Below are 19,887 nucleotides of genomic sequence, written 5' to 3' on the forward strand. Positions count from 1 at the left end.
GGGTGAGGTCGATGTGCGGCCGCTCGGGCTCCTACACGTGCTTCCAACACTGCGCCTTGTCGGCGTGCCGCACATCGCTCTCCACTGCCACTTTACGGGGTTGTGCAGACACAAGCGGCTTCAGCCGCGACCGGCCGACGAATCGCGGCTGAAGCCGCTCCTACGGGCGGCCTGTCAGTCCAGCGCGTAGCCGAACTGCTCCTTGAACGCGTCGGCGAACTCGGCGTAATCGAAGCGCTGGTTCTGCGTGCCGGGGTGCTCGACCTTCAGCGCGCCCATCAGCGAGGCCATGCGGCCCACGGTGGGCCAGTCCTTGCCGCGCATGATGCCGAAGATCAGGCCCGCGCGGTACGCGTCGCCGCAGCCGGTGGGATCGACGATCTGGCGCTCCCGCGCCGGCGGGATCTCGTGCGTGGTGCCGTCGGCGTGGATCAGCGAGCCGCGCGGCCCCAGCGTCACCACGTAGGCCTTCACGCGGCTGGCGATCTCCCCGGCGCTCCAGCCGGTACGCGTCTGCAGCAGCTGCGACTCGTAGTCGTTGACGATCACGTAGGTGGATTTTTCGATCATCGAGCGGAATTCGTCGCCGCTGAACAGCGGCATCGCCTGGCCCGGGTCGAAGATGAAGGGCGCGCCGCGCGCGGCGAACTCGTCCACGTGTTGCAGCATCGCCTCGCGGCCGTCCGGGGCCACGATGCCGAAGTCGATGTCGGGGATCTCGCGCACGTGGTTGTCGTGCGCGCTGGACATCGCGCCGGGGTGGAAGGCGGTGATCTGGTTGTTGTCCAGGTCGGTGGTGATGAAGCACTGCGGGGTGAACTGGTCGTCGAACACGCGCACGCGGTCCAGCCGGATGCCGCACTTCTCCATGTGCGCGCGATAGGGCGCGAAGTCCTGGCCCACCGCGGCCACCGGCAGCGGATCGCCGCCCAGCAGCTTGAGGTTGTAGGCGATGTTGCCGGCGCAGCCGCCGAACTCGCGGCGCATGCACGGCACCAGGAACGACACGTTCAGGATGTGCATCTGGTCGGGCAGGATGTGGTTCTTGAACTGGTCCTGGAACACCATGATGGTGTCATAGGCCAGCGATCCGCAGATGACGGCAGACATGGTTGAGTGATTGCCCCGGTGAAGGATGGCGCGCGGCGCGGCCGACAAAGCCGGGCCCGGCGGACCCGGCCAAAGGGCTGCATCGTATCGTGAACGGACGTTCATGGCGACTCCGCGGGTGCCGCGGTTTGCCCGGTCCGCCACGCGGAAATGTGCGCCAAATGGCGCCGCACAAGGCTTTCTTAACGTCTTTCCGGTTGCGCGGGCACGCCGCGCTGACTAGACTGGCGAGCTTATTTTTTATTCAGGGCGGCGCGCGGCGGACCCCATGTTCAAGAAGTTTCGCGGGATATTCTCCAACGATGTCTCGATCGACCTCGGCACCGCCAACACGCTGATCTACGTGCGCGGCCAGGGCATCGTGCTGAACGAACCCTCGGTGGTGGCGGTGCGCCAGGACCGCGGTCCTGGCGGCCCGCGCGCGATCGCGGCGGTGGGCAGCGACGCCAAGCGCATGCTGGGCCGAACGCCGGGCAACATCGCCACGGTGCGCCCGATGAAGGACGGCGTGATCGCCGACTTCACCATGACCGAGGCGATGCTGCAGCACTTCATCAAGCAGGTGCACAAGTCGCGCCTGCTGCGCCCCAGCCCGCGCGTGCTGGTCTGCGTGCCCTGCGGCTCCACCCAGGTCGAGCGCCGCGCGATCAAGGAATCGGCCGAAGGCGCCGGCGCCCGCGACGTGTTCCTGATCGAGGAGCCGATGGCGGCCGCGATCGGCGCCGGCATCCCGGTACACGAGGCACGCGGCGCGATGGTGCTGGACATCGGCGGCGGCACCTCCGAGGTGGCGGTGATCTCGCTGAACGGCATCGTCTACTCGCAGTCGGTGCGCGTGGGCGGCGACCGCTTCGACGAGGCGATCATCAACTACGTGCGCCGCAACCACGGCACCCTGATCGGCGAGTCCACCGCCGAACGGATCAAGCTGGAGATCGGCTGCGCGTTCCCGCAGAGCGAGGTCAAGGAGATCGAGATCTCCGGCCGCAACCTCGCCGAGGGCGTGCCGCGCATGTTCACGATCAACTCCAACGAGATTCTCGAGGCGCTGCACGAGCCGCTGGCCGGCATCGTGGCCGCGGTGAAGTCGGCGCTGGAGCAGACCCCGCCGGAGCTGTGCTCCGACGTGGCCGAGCGCGGCATCGTGCTCACCGGCGGCGGCGCGCTGCTGCGCGACCTGGACCGCCTGATCTCGGAAGAGACCGGCCTGCACGTGCAGGTGGCGGACGATCCGCTGACCTGCGTGGCGCGTGGCGGCGGCAAGGCGCTGGAGCTGATCGACCAGCACGGCAGCGACTTCTTCGCGCCGGAGTGAGGTCGACGCCTCGTGGCGCGCACGCGCGATGAGTCCTCACCCCTGTTCGCCGGCAATGCCGCGGGCACGCTGCGGCTGATCTTCTACCTCGCCCTGGCCATGGTGCTGATGGTGCTCGACCATCGCAACGGCTGGCTGTGGCGCGTGCGCTACGCGGCCTCGGTGGTGGTGGAGCCGGTGTACCGGCTGGCCGACCTGCCCGGCGCCGGCATCCGCACGCTCACCGTGGCGTTCGCCGACCGCAAGCTGCTCACCGAGCAGAACCAGCGCCTGCGCGAGGACCTGCTGCTGGCCAATGCGCGGCTCAACCGCATGGCCGGCGTGGCCGAGCAGAACCAGCGCCTGAAGCAACTGCTGGACACCCGGCACAGCCTGGACCTCAACGTGCAGCTGGCGCGCGTGGTGGGCGTGGACCTGGGCGCCTGGCAGCAGCGCCTGGTGCTCAACCTCGGCGCCCGCGATGGCGTGAAGCCGGGCCAGCCGGTGATCGACGCGCACGGGGTGATGGGCCAGGTGGTCGAAGTGCTGCCGACCACCTCGGTGGTGATGCTGGTGACCGATCCGGCGCACGCGATCCCGGTGGTGGTGGAGCGCTCCGGCCTGCGCACGGTGGCCTACGGCGCACGCGACGGCAGCGGCCTGGTGCTGCCGAACATTCCGTTGTCCGCCGACGTGCGGCCGGGCGACCGGCTGCTCACCTCGGGCCTCGGCGGCCGTTTCCCGCCGGGCTTCCCGGTGGGCAAGGTGCTCGCGGTGGCGCCCGCCGCCTCCGGCATGTTCCGCATGGCGCAGGTGCAGCCGGCGGCCGACATCGACCGCAGTGACGACGTGCTGCTGCTGCACGACCAGGCCGAGCCCGACGGCCCGCCCGCGCCGGCGGTGCCGGCCGGGCCGCCGATGGCGCTGGCGCCTGCGCCGGGCGCGGCCGCCGGTGCCGCGCCGACGACCGCTGCACCGGCGGGCCAGCCGGCCTCGCCACCGCCGCGCGCCACCGCCACGACGCCCGCCACGACGCCCGCCACGGCCGGGAGCACGCCGTGAACCGCCAGCGCCTGTCCCTGTGGTGGTTCATCGGTACGCTGCTGTTCGCGCTGCTGTCGATGCTGGTGCCGCTGCCGGCGGTGCTGGAACCGTTCAAGCCGTACTGGCCCGCGCTGGTCCTGCTGTACTGGGCGCTGGAGTCGGAGGACCGCGTCGGCCTGGGCCTGGCCTTCCTGCTCGGCCTGGGTGCCGACCTGTTCGACGGCGTGCTGCTGGGCGAGCAGGCGCTGCGCCTCACCGCGCTGGTGTTCATCGCGTTGCGCTTCCGCTCGCGGCTGCGCTTCTTCCCGATGTGGCAGCAGACGCTGGCGGTACTGGCGCTGCTGCTGAACGACCGCATCCTGCTGCTGATCGTGCGGGTGCTGTCCGGCACGCCGGTGCCGCCGGCGAGCTGGTGGATCGCCCCGTTCGTGGGGGCCGCCTTGTGGCCGTTCCTGTTCCTGCTGCTGGACGACCTGCGCGCGCGGCTGCGGATCCAATGAGGCATGAAGCAGTGACATGAAGCTGCGTCGCGCGATCAAGGATGCACGTAGCGAGGGCGAACTGTTCCGCCGGCGCGCGCTGGCGGGTTTCGCGCTGATCCTGCTGGGCCTGGCCGGGCTGATCGGCCGCTACGTGTTCCTGCAGGTGGAGCACTACGACGAGTTCGCCACGCGCTCGCAGAACAACCGCGTCAAGCCGATCCCGATCCCGCCCGCACGCGGCCTGATCTACGACCGCAACGGCGTGCTGCTGGCGAACAACGTGCCCGCGTTCCGGCTCGAGGTGGTGCCCGAGCAGGTCGATGACATGAAGGCGCTGCTGGCGCAGCTGGGCCAGATCATCCCGCTCAGCCAGGACGACCTCGACGCCTTCCACAAGCAGCTGAAGCAGAGCCGCCGCTTCGAGAGCGTGCCGCTGAAGATGCGCCTCACCGAGGACGAGATCGACCGCTTCGCGGTGAACCGCTGGCGTTTCCCCGGCGTGGACGTGGTGCCCTACCTCAACCGGCGCTACCCGCTGGGCCCGCTGTTCGCGCACGTGATCGGCTACGTCTCGCGCATCGACGCGGATGACGTCGCCCGCCTCGATCCGGCGCGCTACAAGGGCACCACCCACGTGGGCCGGATCGGCATCGAGCGCTCCTACGAGGACGTGCTGCACGGCACGCCGGGCTACGAGCTGGTCGAGGTCAATGCGAACGGCCAGACCCAGCGCGTGCTGCAGACGCATCCGGCCACGCCCGGCAGGAACATCTACCTCAGCATCGACGAGCGCATCCAGAAGGCCGCCGAGCAGGCCTTCGACGGCCGCCCCGGCGCGGCGGTGGCGATCGACCCGCGCAATGGCCAGGTGTTGGCGATGGTCAGCGTGCCCACCTACGACCCCAACCTGTTCGTCGACGGCATCAGCCACGCCGACTACGACGCGCTGACCGGTGCGCCGGACAAGCCGCTGCTCAACCGGGCGATCCGCGGCGTGTATCCGCCCGGCTCCACGGTGAAGCCCTACGTGGCGCTGGGCGGGCTGGAACTGGGCCTGCGCACGCCTTCCGACACCGTGCTCTCCACCGGCACGTTCTACATCCCGGGCCAGTCGCGCGGCTACCGCGACGACCGCCGCGGCGGCTTCGGCACGGTGGACCTGCGCAAGGCCATCATGTGGTCGGTGAACACCTACTTCTACAAGCTGTCGCTGGACATGGGCATCGACCGCTTCAGCGCGTGGATGGGCAAGTTCGGCTTCGGCCGGCCCACCGGCATCGACCTGGACGGCGAGGCCAGCGGCGTGCTGCCCTCGCGCGAGTGGAAGGCCAGGCGCTTCAAGCAGCCGTGGTATCCCGGCGAGACGGTGATCGCCGGCATCGGCCAGGGCTACTGGGCGGTGACCCCGCTGCAACTCGCGCATGCGCTGGCCACCCTGGCCGGCCGCGGCGTGCCGCATGCGCCGCGGCTGGTGATGGCCACCCAGGTCGGGGTGGACGCGCCGAAGCTGCCGCTGTCCGATCCCCCCAGCGGCCCTTCGCTGGTCACCAACCAGGCCAGCTGGCAGGCGGTGGAGCAGGGCATGCAGATGGTGGTGAACGATCCGCGCGGCACCGGCTACGGGCTGGGCAAGGGCTTCCCGTACACCATCGCCGGCAAGAGCGGCACCGCCGAGCGCTACTCGCGCCGCGGCGACGCCTACAACGAGAACAAGAACCTCGCCTACCTCGCCAGCCGCCACCGCGCCTGGTTCGAGATGTTCGCGCCGGCGGAGGATCCGCGCATCGCGGTGGCGGTGGTGCTGGAGCAGGGCGCCTGGGGCGCTTCCTCGGCGGGCCCGATCGCGCGCAAGATTCTCGACGCCTGGCTGGCCACCCAGCCGGATGCGCCGCCGGACACGCCGCTGCCGCCGGAAGGCAAGCCCGGCTCCGGGCTGCCGTCGTCCGCGCCGACGCCGGCCGCCCCGACCGAGCCCGAGGACTTGCCGGCCGAGGCGGCGACACAGGAGACACCGCCATGATCGAGTTGCTGCACGTGCGGATGCGGCGCCTGCTGCGCCGCGTGCTGACCCGGCCGCGGATCGACCTGCCGCTGGCCGCGGGCCTGCTGCTGCTTGCGCTGGCGGGGCTGGGCACCTTGTACAGCGCCGCCGACGGCAGTTTCGCGCTGGTGGGCGGGCAGGCGGCGCGTTTCGTGCTGGGCTTCGCGCTGCTGCTGCTGATCTCGCGCATTCCGCCGTCGACCCTGCGCAACTGGACGCCGTGGCTGTATGCCGGCAGCACCATGCTGCTGGTGGTGGTGGCGGTGCTGGGCGAGGGCCGCGGCGCCGACCGCTGGCTGAACCTCGGCGTGATGCGCTTCCAGCCCTCCGAGTTGCTGAAGCTCACCATGCCGATGATGGTGGCCTGGTACCTGCACCCGCGGCAGTTGCCGCCGGGCTGGAAGGACATCGCGGTGGTGGGCATCCTGATCGTGATACCGGCCGCGCTGATCGCCAAGCAGCCGGACCTGGGCACGGCGTTGCTGGTGGCGGCGGCCGGCGCGTTCGCGCTGTTCCTTTCCGGCATGGCGTGGTGGCGCATCGGCCTGTTGCTGGGCAGCGCGGCCGCAATGGTGCCGGTGATCTGGCATCTGCCCGTCATCCACCAGTACCAGCGCGACCGCGTACTGACCCTGCTCAACCCCGAGTCCGATCCGCTGGGCAACGGCTGGCACATCATCCAGTCGCAGATCGCGGTGGGCTCCGGCGGCGTGTTCGGCAAGGGCTGGATGCACAGCTCGCAGGCACAGCTGGATTTCCTGCCCGAGCACACCACCGACTTCATCTTCGCGGTGTTCTCCGAGGAGTTCGGCCTGGTCGGCGTGTGCCTGATGATGGCGCTATACGCTTTCATCATCGGCCGCTGCCTGTGGATCGCGATGGAGGCGCGCGAAACCTACTCGCGCCTGCTCGCCGGCGCGATCGGCATGAGCCTGTTCGTCTACGTGTTCGTCAACGGCGGCATGGTGGCCGGCATGCTGCCGGTGGTGGGCGTGCCGATGCCGATGGTGAGCTACGGCGGCACCTCGGCGGTGACCCTGCTGACCGGCTTCGGCATGCTGATGTCGATCCACGCGCATCGCAAACGCCACGATTGAAGAGTGCGGCCATGGATGGCCGCCCGTTTGATCTTCGCGATCAGGGATGATCGCAATGAAACCCGGGTGCGGTCACGGATGGCCGCCCGTTTGATCTTCGCGATCAGGGATGATCGCAATGAAACCCGGGTGCGGTCACGGATGGCCGCCCGTTTGATCTTCGCGATCAGCGATGATCGCAATGAAACCCGGAAGCGGTCACGGATGGCCGCCTGTTTGATTTTCGGGATCAGGAATGATCGCGAAAATCATGGGGCGAAACGCGTGTTACGCTTCGACGCAGCCGTTCCCGATGTCGACTACGCCATGCCAGTGAATCCCGCGTCGCGCCGTTTCCGCAGTCTTTTCCCGCTTGCCTTGCTGCTGATCGTCGCGTCGTCGCTGCTGCTGGTGATGCCGGTCAAGGCCGACACGCATCCCGGCCAGGCCGCGCTGGTGCAGGAAGTGGCGCGCGATACCGGCAAGGATCCGGCGGCGCTGAACGCGCTGCTCGACCAGGCGAAGCTGCAGCAGGGCATCCTCGACGCGATCAGCCGCCCGGCCGAGGCGAAGCCGTGGAGCGCGTACCGGCCGATCTTCCTCACCGACAAGCGCATCGCCGACGGCGTGGCGTTCTACCGCGAACACCGCGCGCTGCTGGAGAGCATCGGCAAGCAGTACGGCGTGGCGCCGCAGTACCTCGTGGCGATCGTCGGCGTGGAGACGTTCTACGGGCGCATCACCGGCCAGTACAAGGTGCTCGACGCGCTGGTGACGCTGGGCTTCCACTACCCGCCGCGCGCGCCGTATTTCCGCCAGCAGCTGAAGACCCTGCTGGAGCTGCCGGACAACCGGCTCGCTGGCCCGCTGGACACGCTCACCGGCTCCTACGCCGGTGCCCAGGGCTGGGGCCAGTTCATGCCGGACAGCATCCGCGACTACGCGGTGGACGCGGACGGCGACGGCCGCATCGACCTGCAGAACTCGCTGCCCGACATCCTGGCCAGCGTGGCGAACTACTTCGCGAAGCACGGCTGGGTCGACGGCGGCCCGGTGGCGGCGCGCGCGCAGCCGGACGGCGCGGCCAGGCCGCTGGACTGGCAGGCGCAGCCGCAGTGGCCGCTGGAGCAGCTGGAAGCCTGGGGCTATGCGCCGTTCCAGCATCTGAACCCGGGCGAGCCGACCAGCCTGCTGACGCTGGCCGGCGCGGGCGGGCAGGAACACTGGTTCACCTTCAACAACTTCTACGTGATCACCCGCTACAACCGCAGCCCGATGTACGCGATGGTGGTGAACCAGCTGGCGCAGGCGGTCATGGATGGCGTGCGCAGCGCGGACAGCGCGCAATGAGGTTGCGGCGCGGCCTGGCGCTGCTGGCGGCGGCACTGGCGCTGGCCGCCTGCGGCGGTCGCCATGCCACGCGGCCTGTCGGGTCCGCGGCGGCGACCGCGACCGCGGGGGGCGAGACGCACCACGGCTGGTTCCACCGCGACGACACCAGCCTGCCGCAGGACCGTCGCTACGGCGACAAGAACGACAGCTCGCCGACCGGCGCGCCGCCGGCTTTCATCGCCACCCTGCCCGAGCCGGTGCCGAAGGCGGAGCCGCACTCGCTGTACGGCAACAAGTCCCCGTACACCGTGCTGGGCCAGACCTACCGCGTGCTGCCCTCGGCGCGCGGCTACGACGAGCGCGGCATCGCCTCGTTCTACGGCAACAAGTTCCACGGCTACAAGACCTCCAGCCTGGAGGACTACGACATGTACAAGTTCACCGCCGCCAGCAAGGTGCTGCCGCTGCCGAGCTATGCGCGGGTGACCAACCTCGCGAACGGCAAGAGCGTGATCGTGCGCGTCAACGACCGCGGCCCGTTCCACGAGAACCGCATCATCGACCTGTCCTACGCCGCCGCGGTGCGCATCGGCGTCTGGCCCAAGGGCACCGGCCTGGTCGAGGTGCAGGGCATCGACCCGTCCGCGCCCGGCGCGGAACCGCCGCCGCCGCACACGGTCACAGCCGGCGCGGGGTCGCCGGGCATCTACCTGCAGGTGGGCGCGTTTTCCGATCCGGCGAATGCCGAGCGGGTGGCCGCGCAGTTGCGCCAGGCCAACTTCGCGCCGGTGCAGGTGGAGCAGGTTCAGGTCAACGGCCGCACCATCCGGCGGGTGCGGGTGGGGCCGCTGGACGGCGTGGATCGCGCCGACCAGGTGACCGCCCGCATCGAGGGCATGGGTCTGCCGCGGCCGCAGGTCGCGGTAGACTGAGCGGTGTTTTTCCATCGACGGCGTCCGCTGGCGCCGTGTTGCAACCCAATCGGACCGAATACCACGATGAGCTTTCTCCGTCGCATCCTGACCCCGTTCGCCGTCGCCGCGCTGGTGGCGGGCGCCGCCGTTGCCCAGACGCCACCGCCGCCACCGCATCCCGCGCCGGTGCCGCGGCCGGTGGTGCCGGCGATGCCGGTGCCGCCGCCGCCGGAGGTGGACGGCCAGAGCTGGGTGCTGATGGATTACGCCACCGGCCAGATCCTCGCCTCGAAGAACCCTGACGAGCGCCGGGCGCCGGCCTCGCTGACCAAGGTGATGACCGACTACGTGGTCTCGGCCGAGATCGCCAACGGCCGCATCCACGCGAACGACCAGGTCAACATCAGCGAGCACGCCTGGCGCAGCGGCGGCGGCGGCACCGACGGCTCCACCAGCTTCCTCAAGCTGAACAGCCAGGTGCCGCTGGAGGACCTGCTGAAGGGGATGATCGTGCAGTCCGGCAATGACGCAGCGATCGCGCTGGCCGAGCACACGGCCGGCTCCGAGGACGCGTTCGCGAACCTGATGAATGCCTACGCGAAGCAGCTGGGCATGACCAACACGCACTACTCCAACGCATCCGGCTATCCGGTGGACGACCACTACTCCACCGCGCGCGACATCGCGATCCTGTCGCGCGCGCTGATCCACGACTTCCCCACGGACTACGCGATCTCCGCGATCAAGGAATACGAGTGGAACGGCATCAAGCAGCAGAACCGCAATGCGCTGCTGTGGCGCGATCCCTCGGTGGACGGCATCAAGACCGGCCATACCGCCGCTGCCGGCTTCTGCCTCGACGCCTCGGCCAAGCGCGGCGACGAGCGCATGATCGCGGTGGTGATGGGTTCCAGCACCGACAAGGGCCGTGCCGATGCGGCGATGGCCCTGCTCAACTACGGCTTCCGCTTCTACGAGACCCACAAGCTGTATGACGCCAGCAAGCCGCTGGCCACGCCGAAGCTGTGGAAGGGCGAGGCCGGCCAGCTGCCGATCGGCGTGGCGGAGAACGTGCTGGTGACGGTGAAGACCGGCCAGTACGACAAGCTCAAGGCCACCATGGACATCCCCGCCACCCTGATCGCCCCGTTCAAGAAGGGCCAGCAGGTGGGCACCCTGCGCGTCACGCTGGACGGCCAGCCGATCCAGAACGTGCCGCTGGTGGCGCTGGACGACGCGCCGCAGGGCGGCTTCTTCTCGCGGCTGTGGGATTCCATCCTGCTGTGGTTCCACGGCAACAAGAAGGCCGACGCACCTGCGCCGGCGGCGGCGACGGACGCGAAGTGATGCACGAGATCGACTTCAGCCAGGCGAAGCGGGAAGGCAAGGGCTTCCGGTTCCCCGGCGAGTTCGAGATCACCGCGGTGGGCAAGTCCGACGCCGGCCTGCCCACCCGCGTGCCGCAACTGCTCGAGCGCGCCGGCCTGCACGTGCTGCACGAGACCGTACGGCACCGCCACTCCGGCGGCGGCAACTATGTCTCGGTCACGGTGAGCTTCCGCTGCGAAAACCGCGAGCAGTACGACAGCGCGCACGCCACGCTGCGCGCTGACCCGCACGTCCGCTATACGCTGTAACCGGCCGGCTGCCGCATCGCTCTTGGCTTTCCGCCGACCGGCCCGCATCTCCTCCATTCCCGTTTCGCCAGGCTCCCCCATGTCCCTGCCGCTCAAGATCCGCCGTCTCGGCCGCCAGCCCTACGAGACGACGTGGAAGGCGATGAGCGCGTTCACCGACAACCGCACCGCCGACACGGCGGACGAGTTGTGGCTGCTGGAGCACGATCCGGTGTTCACCCTGGGCCAGGCCGGCAAGATGGAGCACGTGCTGGCGCCCGGCGAGATCCCGGTGATCCCGGTGGACCGGGGCGGCCAGGTGACCTATCACGGCCCCGGCCAGATCGTCGGCTACCCGCTGATCGACCTGCGCCGCGCCGGGGTGGGCGTGCGCGAGCTGGTCAACCGGATCGAGCAGGCCATCATCGATACGCTGGCGCACTGGAACATCGGCGCCGAGCGCCGCGACGGCGCGCCCGGCGTCTACGCGGCCGAGGCCAAGGTGGCCGCGCTGGGCCTGCGCGTGCGGCGCGGCTGCAGCTTCCACGGCCTGGCCTTCAACGTGAACATGAACCTTGAACCCTTCCACCGCATCAACCCTTGCGGCTACAAGGGTTTGGCGGTGACCCAGGTGCTAGACTTGGGCGGCCCGTCGCGGCTGGTGGACGTGGAGGACGTGCTGGTGGAGGAGTTCTGCCGCCAGTTCGGTTTCCGCGCCGAGCAGGCCGCCCCCGTGATCCCCGAACTCCCCGCGCGCGCGGCGGTCTGAGCCGAATACATGAGCGATATTTCCGCTTCCTCCGCCAAATCCATCCCGATCAGCGTCGTCAGCGGTGCGCCCGCGGTCGACAAGCAACTGGGCAACGACAAGATTGCATTGAACCGCGCCGGTTTCGACACCGCCGTGCCGGTGCTGCGCAAGCCAAGCTGGATCCGCGTGCGCCTGCCGCAGGGCAACGCGGTGCAGCAGCTGAAGGCGCGCCTGCGCGAGAACGCGCTGGTGACGGTGTGCGAGGAAGCCTCGTGCCCGAACATCCACGAGTGCTTCAGCAAGGGCACCGCCACCTTCATGATACTCGGCGAGGTGTGCACCCGCCGCTGCTCGTTCTGCGACGTGGCGCATGGCCGCCCGCAGCCGCCCGACCCGCTGGAGCCGGCGCGCCTGGCCGAGACCATCCGCGACATGCGCCTGAAGTACGTGGTGATCACCTCGGTGGACCGCGACGACCTGCGCGACGGCGGCGCCGAGCATTTCGCCGCGTGCATCCGCGCGACGCGCCACGCCAGCCCGGACATCCGCATCGAGATCCTCACGCCCGACTTCCGCGGCAAGGGCCGCATGGAGCGCGCGCTGGAAGTGCTGAGGGACTTCCCGCCGGACGTGTTCAACCACAACCTGGAAACCGTGCCGCACCTCTACCGCGAGGTGCGCCCGGGCGCCGACTACCAGTGGTCGCTGGACCTGCTGAAGCGCTTCAAGGCGCAGCATCCCGACGTGCCGACCAAGTCCGGCATCATGCTGGGCCTGGGCGAGACGCGCGAGCAGGTGCTCGAGACGATGCGCGACCTGCGCGCGCACGACGTCGAGATGATCACCATCGGCCAGTACCTGCAGCCCACGCCGCACCATCATCCGGTGGTGCGCTACTGGACGCCCGAAGAATTCGACGACCTGCGCAGGGAGGGCGAGGCGATGGGCTTCCATCACGTCGCTTCCGGCCCGCTGGTGCGCTCGTCCTACCACGCCGACCTGCAGGCCCACGCAGCCGGCGTCGCCTGATATCCCTGAGAGCCCCATTCCCATGACCTTCCGTCCCGCGTTGGCCTTGCTGCTGGCCTTGACCGTCACCTGCACCTACGCGCAATCGGCCGCCGACCTTGGCGCCGGCGGCAACCGCAAGGCCGCGGTGTGGCCGCTCAAGCCCACCGCGACCCAGGCCCAGGCGGCGCAGCTGTCGGCGCGCTTCCTCACCCGCTTCCACTACGACGCGCAGCCGCTCGACGACGCGATGTCGGCGAAGATCTACAAGGACTACTTCAAGCTGCTCGACAGCGACAAGGTGTTCTTCACCCAGCAGGACATGGACAAGTTCGCGCCGCTGGCGACCAAGCTGGACGACGCGATCTGGAACCAGGATCTCAGCGCGCCGTTCGACATCTACAACAAGTTCCTCGAGCGCGCGGTGCAGCGCATGACCTACGCGCGCAGCCTGCTCAAGGACGGTTTCAGCTTCGACGGCAACGAGAGCTACGAATACGACCGCAAGAACGCCAGCTGGGCGAAGGACGACGCGGCGCTGAACGCGTTGTGGCGCAAGCGCACCATGAACGACTGGCTGCGGCTCAAGCTCGCCGGCAAGAGCGACGACGAGATCCGCAAGACGCTGACCAAGCGCTACACCAACTACATCGAGCGGCTGAAGCAACTGGACGGCGAGGACGCGTTCCAGACCTTCATGACCGCGTATGCCGAGACCACCGACCCGCACACCGACTACCTCAGCCCGCGCCAGGCGGAGAACTTCGCGATCCAGATGAAGCTCTCGCTGGAGGGCATCGGCGCCCAGCTGCAGGCGCGCGACGACTACACCATGATCTTCAGCCTGGTGCCCGGCGGCCCGGCGGAGAAGTCCGCCAAGCTCAAGCCCGGTGACCGCATCGTCGGCGTGGGCCAGGGCGACAGCGGCCCCATCGTCGACGTGATCGGCTGGCGCCTCGACGACGTGGTCAACCTGATCCGCGGCAAGAAGGACACCACGGTGCGGCTGGAGATCCTGCCCGCCGACGCCGGCCCGGACGGCAAGCACGAGCTGATCAGCCTGGTGCGCAAGAAGGTCAACATCGAGGAAAGCGCGGCCAAGAAGAAGATCATCGACATCAAGGACGGCGACGTCGTGCGCAAGATCGGCGTGATCGACCTGCCGAGCTTCTACTCCGACTTCGGCGCGCGCAGCGAAGGCGACAAGGACTACCGCAGCGCCACCCGCGACGTCGCCAAGCTGCTCGGCGAGCTGAAGGCGGCCGGCGTGCAGGGCATCATCGTGGACCTGCGCAACAACGGCGGCGGCTCGCTGGCCGAAGCCGACTCGATGACCGGCCTGTTCACCGGCAAGGGCCCGGCGGTGCAGGTGCGCGACGCGCGCGGGCAGGTCGACGTGCAGGGCGCGGACAACGCCGAGCCGGTGTGGAACGGCCCGCTGGCGGTGCTGGTGAACCGCGGCACCGCCTCCGCCTCGGAGATCTTCTCCGCCGCGATCCAGGACTACGGCCGCGGCCTGGTCATCGGCACGCCCACCTTCGGCAAGGGCACTGTGCAGACCCTGATCGACCTCGACCGCTTCAGCCAGAACCCCGAAGGCAAGCCGCAGTACGGCGAGCTGAAGATGACCGTGCAGGAGTTCTTCCGCATCAACGGCGGTTCCACCCAGATCAAGGGCGTGACGCCGGACCTCGCGTTCCCGAACAACGGCGACGACAAGGACTTCGGCGAGTCCACCTACGACAACGCGCTGCCGTGGACGCACATCGCGCCCGCCGACTACAAGCCGGAGGGCGACCTGAAGGGCTACCTGCCGCAGCTGGAGAGCCTGCATGCCGCGCGCGTGGCGAACTCGCCGTCGTGGAAGCTGATGCTGGACGAGCTGGCGCAGTACAAGACGATGCGCGCCAAGACCACGGTGTCGCTGAACTTCGCCCAGCGCGAGACCGAGCGCAAGCAGCTGGATGCAACCCAGGCCGGTTTCCGTGCGCGCCAGAAGGCGATCGACGGCAGCGACGACTACCTGAAGGACCAGGACAGCTCGCTCGACGACGGCCTCGATCCCGGCGAGCGCAGCCTGAAGAGCGAGCTCAAGCAGGAGCAGGACGCCAAGAAGGCGCCCGATGCCCAGCTGCGCGAGGCCGCGCACATCGTGGCCGACGAGGTCGGCCTGCTGAAGACCGATCCGAAGCTGGCCACCGACATCCTGCCGCCCGGCAGCGACTACCTCGCCACCGTGCTGGCGGGTGCGGACAAGCCCGCCGCCGCGGCTTCCACCGCCGCGACGCACTGAGGCGTCCTTCGCCGATCCCGCGATCAGGGGCGCCGCGGCGCCCCTGATCGTTTCCGTGGCATGGCGCTCCGGGGCCGGTTCGGCAGGCTCCTGCGCGAGCAGGGCTTGACGCTGCGGCGGCCGCGCGCGAGCGTGTCGCCTTCGGGCCTTGCCGATCGTCGGGAGCGTGCCATGGATCCGCTGTCGAATCTCGCGCTGGCCGGTGGCCTGGCCTGGGCCAGCGGTTTCCGCCTGTACGCCACGGTGTTCGTGGCCGGCCTGCTGGGGCGGCTGGGCTGGGTGCATCTGCCGCCCGGACTGGCGACGCTCACCGACACCTGGGTGCTGGTGGTATCCGGCGTGCTGGCGCTGGGCGAATTCCTGGCGGACAAGGTGCCCGCCTTCGACAGCGTGTGGGATGCGCTGCACACCTTCGTGCGCATTCCGGTGGGCATGCTGCTGGCGTGGGGCGTGTTCAAGGACTCGGGCGCAGGCACGCAGGTGGCGGCGGCCCTGCTCGGCGGCGCGCTCACCGCCGGCACGCACCTGGCCAAGAGCGGCGGCCGCGCGCTGATCAACACCTCGCCCGAACCGGTGAGCAACTGGACCGCCAGTGCGGGCGAGGACCTCACCTGGCTGGGCGGGCTCTGGCTGATGTGGCGGCATCCGCGGGTGCTGCTGGTGCTGCTCGCGCTGTTCGTGCTGCTGCTGTGCTGGCTGCTGCCGAAGCTGGTGCGCGGTCTGCGCGCGTTATGGCAGCGGCTGCGCCGGGCCAGGAGCGGACTGTCCGGCGCCAGCCGATAGCCCCTGGACAGGTTCCGGGGGCCGCGATGCGACCCCCGGTCGGCACGGCTTCACTTCTGCGCGGCCTTGCGCTGCGCGCGCTGCTGCTTCATCCATTGCTGGAATTCGGTGATGCGCGGCTCGTCGCGCAGCAGCACCGAATGCGGATCGATCGTCACCAGCGCGCCGGCCGGCGCCGCGAGGCTGCCGTGGCCGTCGGCCATCGGCACGGTGTGCACGGTGTCGCCCACCTGCACCTCCACCGGCATCGGGAACGGCAGGTTGTCCGGAACCTGCCAGGCGAGATCCAGCGTGCCGCCGTGGCGCTGCACGTCCAGCTTCGGCAGCGCGGCCTGGTACAGGTAGACCTTGAAGAACCAGTCGTAATCCTTGCCGGTCACCTGGTCGACGATGCGCATGTAGTCGGCCGTGGTGCGGTATTGCAGCCGGAAGTTGCCGGGCTTCGGGTCGGGGCGGCCGTAGACCAGCTCGCGGATGCTGGCGTAGAACGCCTGGTCGCCGATCAGGTGATGCAGCGTCTGCAGCATCAGCGCGCCCTTGTTGTAGATGTCCTGGCCGGGGCCGCCGCGGCTGTCGTCGTAGACCTCCTCCTCGGTGCGCGGCTGGCCCGACACCACCGGGTGGCGGTTCGCGATGATCATGCGCAGGCGGTTGAGCCAGGCGTAGTACGCCGCGTCGCCGTCCAGCCAGCGCGCGTACAGCGGCTGCATCAGCGTGGCGAAGCCCTCGTGCAGCCACATGTCGTCCCAGTTGGCGTTGGTCATCTGGTTGCCGAACCACTCGTGCGAGAACTCGTGCTGCAGCAGCCAGTCGAAACCGTTGCCGTCCTTCGCGTAGTGGTTGCCGTAGGCGTTGATGGTCTGGTGTTCCATGCCCTCGTAGGGGGTTTCCACCACGCCCATCTTCTCGTCGCCCCAGGGGTAGGGGCCGATCTTCGCCTCGAAGAAGTCCAGCAGCTGCGGGAATTCCGCGAACAGCGCCTTCGCCTGCGTCTCCTCGCCGGGCAGGTACCAGTAGTGCAGCGGGATCGTGTTGCCGTAGCGGCTGTGGTACTCGCCCTTCAGTTCCTGGTACGGGCCCACGTTGATCGAAACGGCGTAGGTGGTGGGGTGCTTGGCGCGCCAGTGCCAGGTGCGCGTGCCGCCCTGTTCGGTCACGCCCACCAGCACGCCGTTGCCCGGCGCCACCAGCGGCTTGGGCACGCTGACGTAGAGGTCGACCAGGTCGGGCTTGCCGTCGGGCTGGTCGATGCACGGCCAGAACAGGTCGCAGCCTTCGCCTTCCACCGCGCTGCCCACCCAGGGCTGGCCGTCCTTCGTGTGGCTCCACACGAAGCCGCCGTCCCACGGCGCTTTCTTCGCCACGTGCGGCTTGCCGCCATAGGTGATGGTGGCGCTGACCTTGCCGCCCTTGGCCACGGCATGCGGCAGCTGGATGCGCAGGCGGCCCCCCGGGTTGCTCCACGCGCCGGCGGACAAGGCCTTGCCGTCCACGCTGACCGCGCTGACCGGCAGGTCATGGTCGAGGTCCACCAGCAGCACGTCGGTGGGTGCCAGCGCGCTGAAGGTGAGCGTGGCCTTGCCGTCGATGCTCTGCGTGTCCGGGTGCACCGCGATGTGCAGTTCCGCGTGGTCGAAATGCACGCGCTTCTGCTCGGCCGGCTCCGGCGTGCCGGAGTCCTTGGTCAATGCGGTGAGCGGCGGTTGCGATGGCGGCGTGGTGTCGGCACGGGCGTAAGGCGTGCCGCCCAGGCCAAGGGCCAGGCCGAGCGCGAGCAGGGTGGGGCGCATGGGCGTTCCTCTGTGGGAGTTCAGCCTCGCACCATGCCACTTTGCCGGGGGATGCGACATCGCCGGAAGTCATGCGTGGGGGCGTTTTTGCCTGGGCGGGTTTCAGGGTGGCTTGGGACGCCTGCCGGCGCCCGGAACCGCCCTCTCGCCGATGGCGGCGGCCCGAAGCCGCCCCTGCCCATGTGGACCAGCGCGAAGGCTCAAGCCTTGCCGTAGCGTTGCTGCAACAGCGCGAACAGCGCGCGCAGGCCCATCGCCTCGCCGCCGCGCGGCCGGCCGGGGCGGTCGGCGTCGTTCCACGCGTAGGTGTCCAGATGCAGCCAGGGCAGCCCATCGGGTACGAAGCGTTCGAGGTAGAGCGCCGCGGTGATCGCGCCGGCGTGGCGCGAAGGGCCGGCGTTGGCGAAGTCGGCGAGGTAGGAATCCAGCATCTTGCGGTAGGGGCGCCACAGCGGCAGCCGCCACAGCGGGTCGGCCACCGCCTTGCCCGCGGCCAGCGCGGCATCGGCCAGCGCGTCGTCGTTGCCGAACAGCGCGGGCAGATCCGGTCCGAGCGCCACGCGTGCGGCACCGGTGAGCGTGGCGAAGTCGATCATCAGTTCGGGCTGCTGCTCGGCGCCGTAGGCCAGCGCGTCGCACAGCACCAGCCGGCCCTCGGCGTCGGTGTTGTCGATCTCCACGCTGTGGCCGGCGCGGGTGACCACCACCTCGCCGGGGCGCAGCGCGTTGCCGCTCACCGCGTTCTCCACCGCGGGCACCAGCAGAGTGAGCCGTACCGGCAGCTTCGCCTGCATCACCAGGCCGGCCAGCGCGATCGCGTGCGCGGCGCCGCCCATGTCCTTCTTCATCCAGCGCATGCCGTCGGACGGTTTCAGGTCGAGGCCGCCGGTGTCGAAGCACACGCCCTTGCCCACGATCACCAGCTTCGGGTGTTCGGCCTTGCCCCAGCTCAGCTCGATCAGCCGGGGTTCGCGATGGCTGGCGCGACCCACCGCGTGGATGGTGGGGAAGTTCGCCTTCAGCAGTTCCTTGCCGACCCAGTCGTGCACCTTCGCCTTGTGCGCCTTGCCGAGCCGCCGGACCGCCTCGCCCAGCTGCTCGGGACCCATGTCCTCGGTGGGCGTGTTGACCAGGTCGCGCACCAGCGTGGTGGCCTCGACCAGCGGCTGCACGGCGGCGAGCGTGGCGGTGTCCACCGCCAGCGTGGCCGGCGCGCGCTTCGCCTTGCGGTAGCGGGTGAACCGGTAGGCGCCCAGCGCCCAGCCCAGCGCGGCCTGTGCGGGATCGAGCGCCACGCCCTCGCCGGCGAGCTGGTAGGCGCCTTCCGGCAACGTCATCGGCAGTGCGGCCAGCGCGGCCAGCGGATCGTCCGCGTCCACGCCCGCCAGCACGCGCGCGGGCTTGCCGTGCGTATCGGCGAGCAGGATCGCGCTGCCGGGCCGGGCGTCGAAGCCGTTCGCGTCCAGCCAGCGGCGCTGCGCGGCATCCAGCCGCTTCCTCGCGGCAGGCAGGCGGCGCGCGTCGGTGGCCTCGATGGCGACGAGGTGGCGGGGAGCGGACGAACGGTCGATCAGGGCGGACATGGCATTACCTTCGGCGGACGCGGCGCGCAAACGCCAATGATGCGCCGATGCCGTCGCGGGGTCACGCCGTGGCGTGGGTTTCCAGCCAGTCGGCCAGCTCGCCGAGGTCGCGCAGTTCGAGTTCGGGTGCGGGCCCCAGCGCGGCGGGCCATGCCTCGCCGTGGCGATTGATCCAGACCGCGCGCAGGCCGGCGCGGCGTGCGCCGGCCACGTCGTGCTCGGGATCGTCGCCCGCGTGCAGCACTTCGTCCGGTGCCACGCCGAACTGCGTCACGGCGGCGAGGAAGATGCGCGGGTCGGGTTTGGCCACGCCGACGTCGCGCGAGCAGACGTGGTGGGCGAAGTGCGCCTGCACGCCGGTGCGGGCGAGGTCGGCATTGCCGTTGGTGAGGCTGGCCAGCGGCCAGCGCGCGGCGAGGCGCCTGAGCGCGGGCAGGCTGTCGGGCCAGGGCTCCACCGCGTTGCGCGCGGCGAAGTAGATCTCCCACAGCGTGTCCAGCGGCGGGTCGGCGATGCCGCAGGCGGCGAAGACCTGTTGCTGGGTGAGCCGGCGCTGGGTGGTGAAGTCGTGGGCGAGGTCGGGGCGTTCCGCCGCCACTTGCGCGCGCAGCTCGCGCATGGCCGTGATCGGCCATGCGCGGGCCACATCGGGCCAGTGCTCGCGCAGGTAGTCGTCCACCGCCCGGTCCGCCAGTTCCAGGGCCGGCAGCACCGGCCACAGGGTGTCGTCGAGATCGAGCGTGATGGCGCGGATCGGCACGATGCTGGAC

At 69.7% G+C, this 19,887-nt stretch carries 17 protein-coding genes; 13 read left to right on the forward strand and 4 right to left on the reverse strand.

Annotated elements, in window-relative coordinates; translation table 11 throughout:
* Positions 1-174: 174 nt before the first annotated feature.
* On the reverse strand, positions 175-1,110 hold the full coding sequence (locus ABQJ56_RS16285; protein ID WP_367846075.1) for a carbohydrate kinase family protein: 936 nt from the start codon (positions 1,108-1,110) through the stop codon (positions 175-177).
* A 268-nt stretch (positions 1,111-1,378) separates the two neighbouring features.
* Between ABQJ56_RS16285 and ABQJ56_RS16290 the strand changes: the two genes are divergently transcribed.
* The 13 genes from ABQJ56_RS16290 (at position 1,379) to ABQJ56_RS16350 (ending at position 15,744) form a co-directional block, all read left to right on the forward strand.
* Positions 1,379-2,425 carry a rod shape-determining protein gene (locus ABQJ56_RS16290; protein WP_367846076.1) on the forward strand — a complete coding sequence of 349 codons (1,047 nt, stop codon included), beginning with the start codon at positions 1,379-1,381 and terminating at the stop codon, positions 2,423-2,425.
* Positions 2,426-2,437: 12 nt separating this feature from the next.
* Positions 2,438-3,466 carry a rod shape-determining protein MreC gene (mreC, locus tag ABQJ56_RS16295; protein ID WP_367846077.1) on the forward strand — a complete coding sequence of 343 codons (1,029 nt, stop codon included), beginning with the start codon at positions 2,438-2,440 and terminating at the stop codon, positions 3,464-3,466.
* Positions 3,463-3,948, forward strand: a complete 486-nt coding sequence (gene mreD, locus ABQJ56_RS16300; protein ID WP_367846078.1) for a rod shape-determining protein MreD — start codon at positions 3,463-3,465, stop codon at positions 3,946-3,948. Before mreC ends, mreD begins: the two co-directional genes overlap by 4 nt.
* Positions 3,949-3,964: 16 nt before the next feature.
* Positions 3,965-5,950 (forward strand): penicillin-binding protein 2, encoded by a 1,986-nt coding sequence (mrdA, locus tag ABQJ56_RS16305; RefSeq protein ID WP_367846079.1) that lies wholly within the window; start codon positions 3,965-3,967, stop codon positions 5,948-5,950.
* Positions 5,947-7,068, forward strand: a complete 1,122-nt coding sequence (rodA, locus tag ABQJ56_RS16310) for a rod shape-determining protein RodA (protein ID WP_367846080.1) — start codon at positions 5,947-5,949, stop codon at positions 7,066-7,068. Before mrdA ends, rodA begins: the two co-directional genes overlap by 4 nt.
* A 306-nt stretch (positions 7,069-7,374) precedes the next feature.
* Positions 7,375-8,397: a lytic murein transglycosylase B gene (mltB, locus tag ABQJ56_RS16315; protein WP_367846081.1), complete on the forward strand. Its 1,023-nt coding sequence runs from the start codon at positions 7,375-7,377 to the stop codon at positions 8,395-8,397.
* The gene (locus ABQJ56_RS16320; protein WP_367846082.1) at positions 8,394-9,311 is read left to right on the forward strand and encodes a septal ring lytic transglycosylase RlpA family protein; all 918 of its coding nucleotides are present in this window, start codon (positions 8,394-8,396) and stop codon (positions 9,309-9,311) included. Before mltB ends, ABQJ56_RS16320 begins: the two co-directional genes overlap by 4 nt.
* Positions 9,312-9,377: 66 nt before the next feature.
* Positions 9,378-10,640, forward strand: a complete 1,263-nt coding sequence (locus ABQJ56_RS16325; protein WP_367846083.1) for a D-alanyl-D-alanine carboxypeptidase family protein — start codon at positions 9,378-9,380, stop codon at positions 10,638-10,640.
* Positions 10,640-10,930: a DUF493 family protein gene (locus ABQJ56_RS16330; RefSeq protein WP_367846084.1), complete on the forward strand. Its 291-nt coding sequence runs from the start codon at positions 10,640-10,642 to the stop codon at positions 10,928-10,930. Before ABQJ56_RS16325 ends, ABQJ56_RS16330 begins: the two co-directional genes overlap by 1 nt.
* A gap of 46 nt (positions 10,931-10,976) precedes the next feature.
* A complete protein-coding gene (lipB, locus tag ABQJ56_RS16335) occupies positions 10,977-11,678 on the forward strand; it encodes a lipoyl(octanoyl) transferase LipB (RefSeq protein ID WP_437343448.1) in 702 nt (233 codons plus the stop codon).
* 9 nt (positions 11,679-11,687) lie between these two features.
* Entirely contained in the window at positions 11,688-12,689 is a 1,002-nt protein-coding gene (lipA, locus tag ABQJ56_RS16340; RefSeq protein WP_367846086.1) for a lipoyl synthase, read from the forward strand.
* A gap of 22 nt (positions 12,690-12,711) precedes the next feature.
* Positions 12,712-14,961, forward strand: a complete 2,250-nt coding sequence (locus ABQJ56_RS16345; protein ID WP_367846087.1) for a carboxy terminal-processing peptidase — start codon at positions 12,712-12,714, stop codon at positions 14,959-14,961.
* A 171-nt stretch (positions 14,962-15,132) separates the two neighbouring features.
* Positions 15,133-15,744, forward strand: a complete 612-nt coding sequence (locus ABQJ56_RS16350; protein WP_367846088.1) for a DUF4126 domain-containing protein — start codon at positions 15,133-15,135, stop codon at positions 15,742-15,744.
* A gap of 50 nt (positions 15,745-15,794) precedes the next feature.
* Here the strand turns inward: ABQJ56_RS16350 and ABQJ56_RS16355 are convergent, their stop codons facing one another.
* The 3 genes from ABQJ56_RS16355 to ABQJ56_RS16365 form a co-directional block, all read right to left on the reverse strand.
* Positions 15,795-17,534, reverse strand: coding sequence for a M1 family metallopeptidase (locus ABQJ56_RS16355; protein ID WP_367846089.1), 1,740 nt, complete (start codon positions 17,532-17,534; stop codon positions 15,795-15,797).
* Between the two features lie 200 nt (positions 17,535-17,734).
* Entirely contained in the window at positions 17,735-19,117 is a 1,383-nt protein-coding gene (locus tag ABQJ56_RS16360) for a leucyl aminopeptidase family protein (protein WP_367846090.1), read from the reverse strand.
* Between the two features lie 61 nt (positions 19,118-19,178).
* On the reverse strand, positions 19,179-19,877 hold the full coding sequence (locus tag ABQJ56_RS16365; RefSeq protein ID WP_367846091.1) for an HAD family hydrolase: 699 nt from the start codon (positions 19,875-19,877) through the stop codon (positions 19,179-19,181).
* Positions 19,878-19,887 lie beyond the last annotated feature (10 nt).

The sequence above is a fragment of the Rhodanobacter geophilus genome (assembly GCF_040812275.1).
Taxonomy (GTDB): domain Bacteria; phylum Pseudomonadota; class Gammaproteobacteria; order Xanthomonadales; family Rhodanobacteraceae; genus Rhodanobacter_A; species Rhodanobacter_A geophilus.

Coding starts and splice junctions, on each gene's coding strand:
- ABQJ56_RS16350 (WP_367846088.1), top strand. CDS start 15,133: ATGGATCCGCTGTCGAATCTCGCGCTGGCCGGTGGCCTGGCCTGGGCC.
- ABQJ56_RS16285 (WP_367846075.1), bottom strand. CDS start 1,110: ATGTCTGCCGTCATCTGCGGATCGCTGGCCTATGACACCATCATGGTG.
- ABQJ56_RS16355 (WP_367846089.1), bottom strand. CDS start 17,534: ATGCGCCCCACCCTGCTCGCGCTCGGCCTGGCCCTTGGCCTGGGCGGC.
- mrdA (WP_367846079.1), top strand. CDS start 3,965: ATGAAGCTGCGTCGCGCGATCAAGGATGCACGTAGCGAGGGCGAACTG.
- rodA (WP_367846080.1), top strand. CDS start 5,947: ATGATCGAGTTGCTGCACGTGCGGATGCGGCGCCTGCTGCGCCGCGTG.
- ABQJ56_RS16320 (WP_367846082.1), top strand. CDS start 8,394: ATGAGGTTGCGGCGCGGCCTGGCGCTGCTGGCGGCGGCACTGGCGCTG.
- ABQJ56_RS16345 (WP_367846087.1), top strand. CDS start 12,712: ATGACCTTCCGTCCCGCGTTGGCCTTGCTGCTGGCCTTGACCGTCACC.
- lipA (WP_367846086.1), top strand. CDS start 11,688: ATGAGCGATATTTCCGCTTCCTCCGCCAAATCCATCCCGATCAGCGTC.
- ABQJ56_RS16360 (WP_367846090.1), bottom strand. CDS start 19,117: ATGTCCGCCCTGATCGACCGTTCGTCCGCTCCCCGCCACCTCGTCGCC.
- mltB (WP_367846081.1), top strand. CDS start 7,375: ATGCCAGTGAATCCCGCGTCGCGCCGTTTCCGCAGTCTTTTCCCGCTT.
- ABQJ56_RS16325 (WP_367846083.1), top strand. CDS start 9,378: ATGAGCTTTCTCCGTCGCATCCTGACCCCGTTCGCCGTCGCCGCGCTG.
- ABQJ56_RS16330 (WP_367846084.1), top strand. CDS start 10,640: ATGCACGAGATCGACTTCAGCCAGGCGAAGCGGGAAGGCAAGGGCTTC.
- ABQJ56_RS16290 (WP_367846076.1), top strand. CDS start 1,379: ATGTTCAAGAAGTTTCGCGGGATATTCTCCAACGATGTCTCGATCGAC.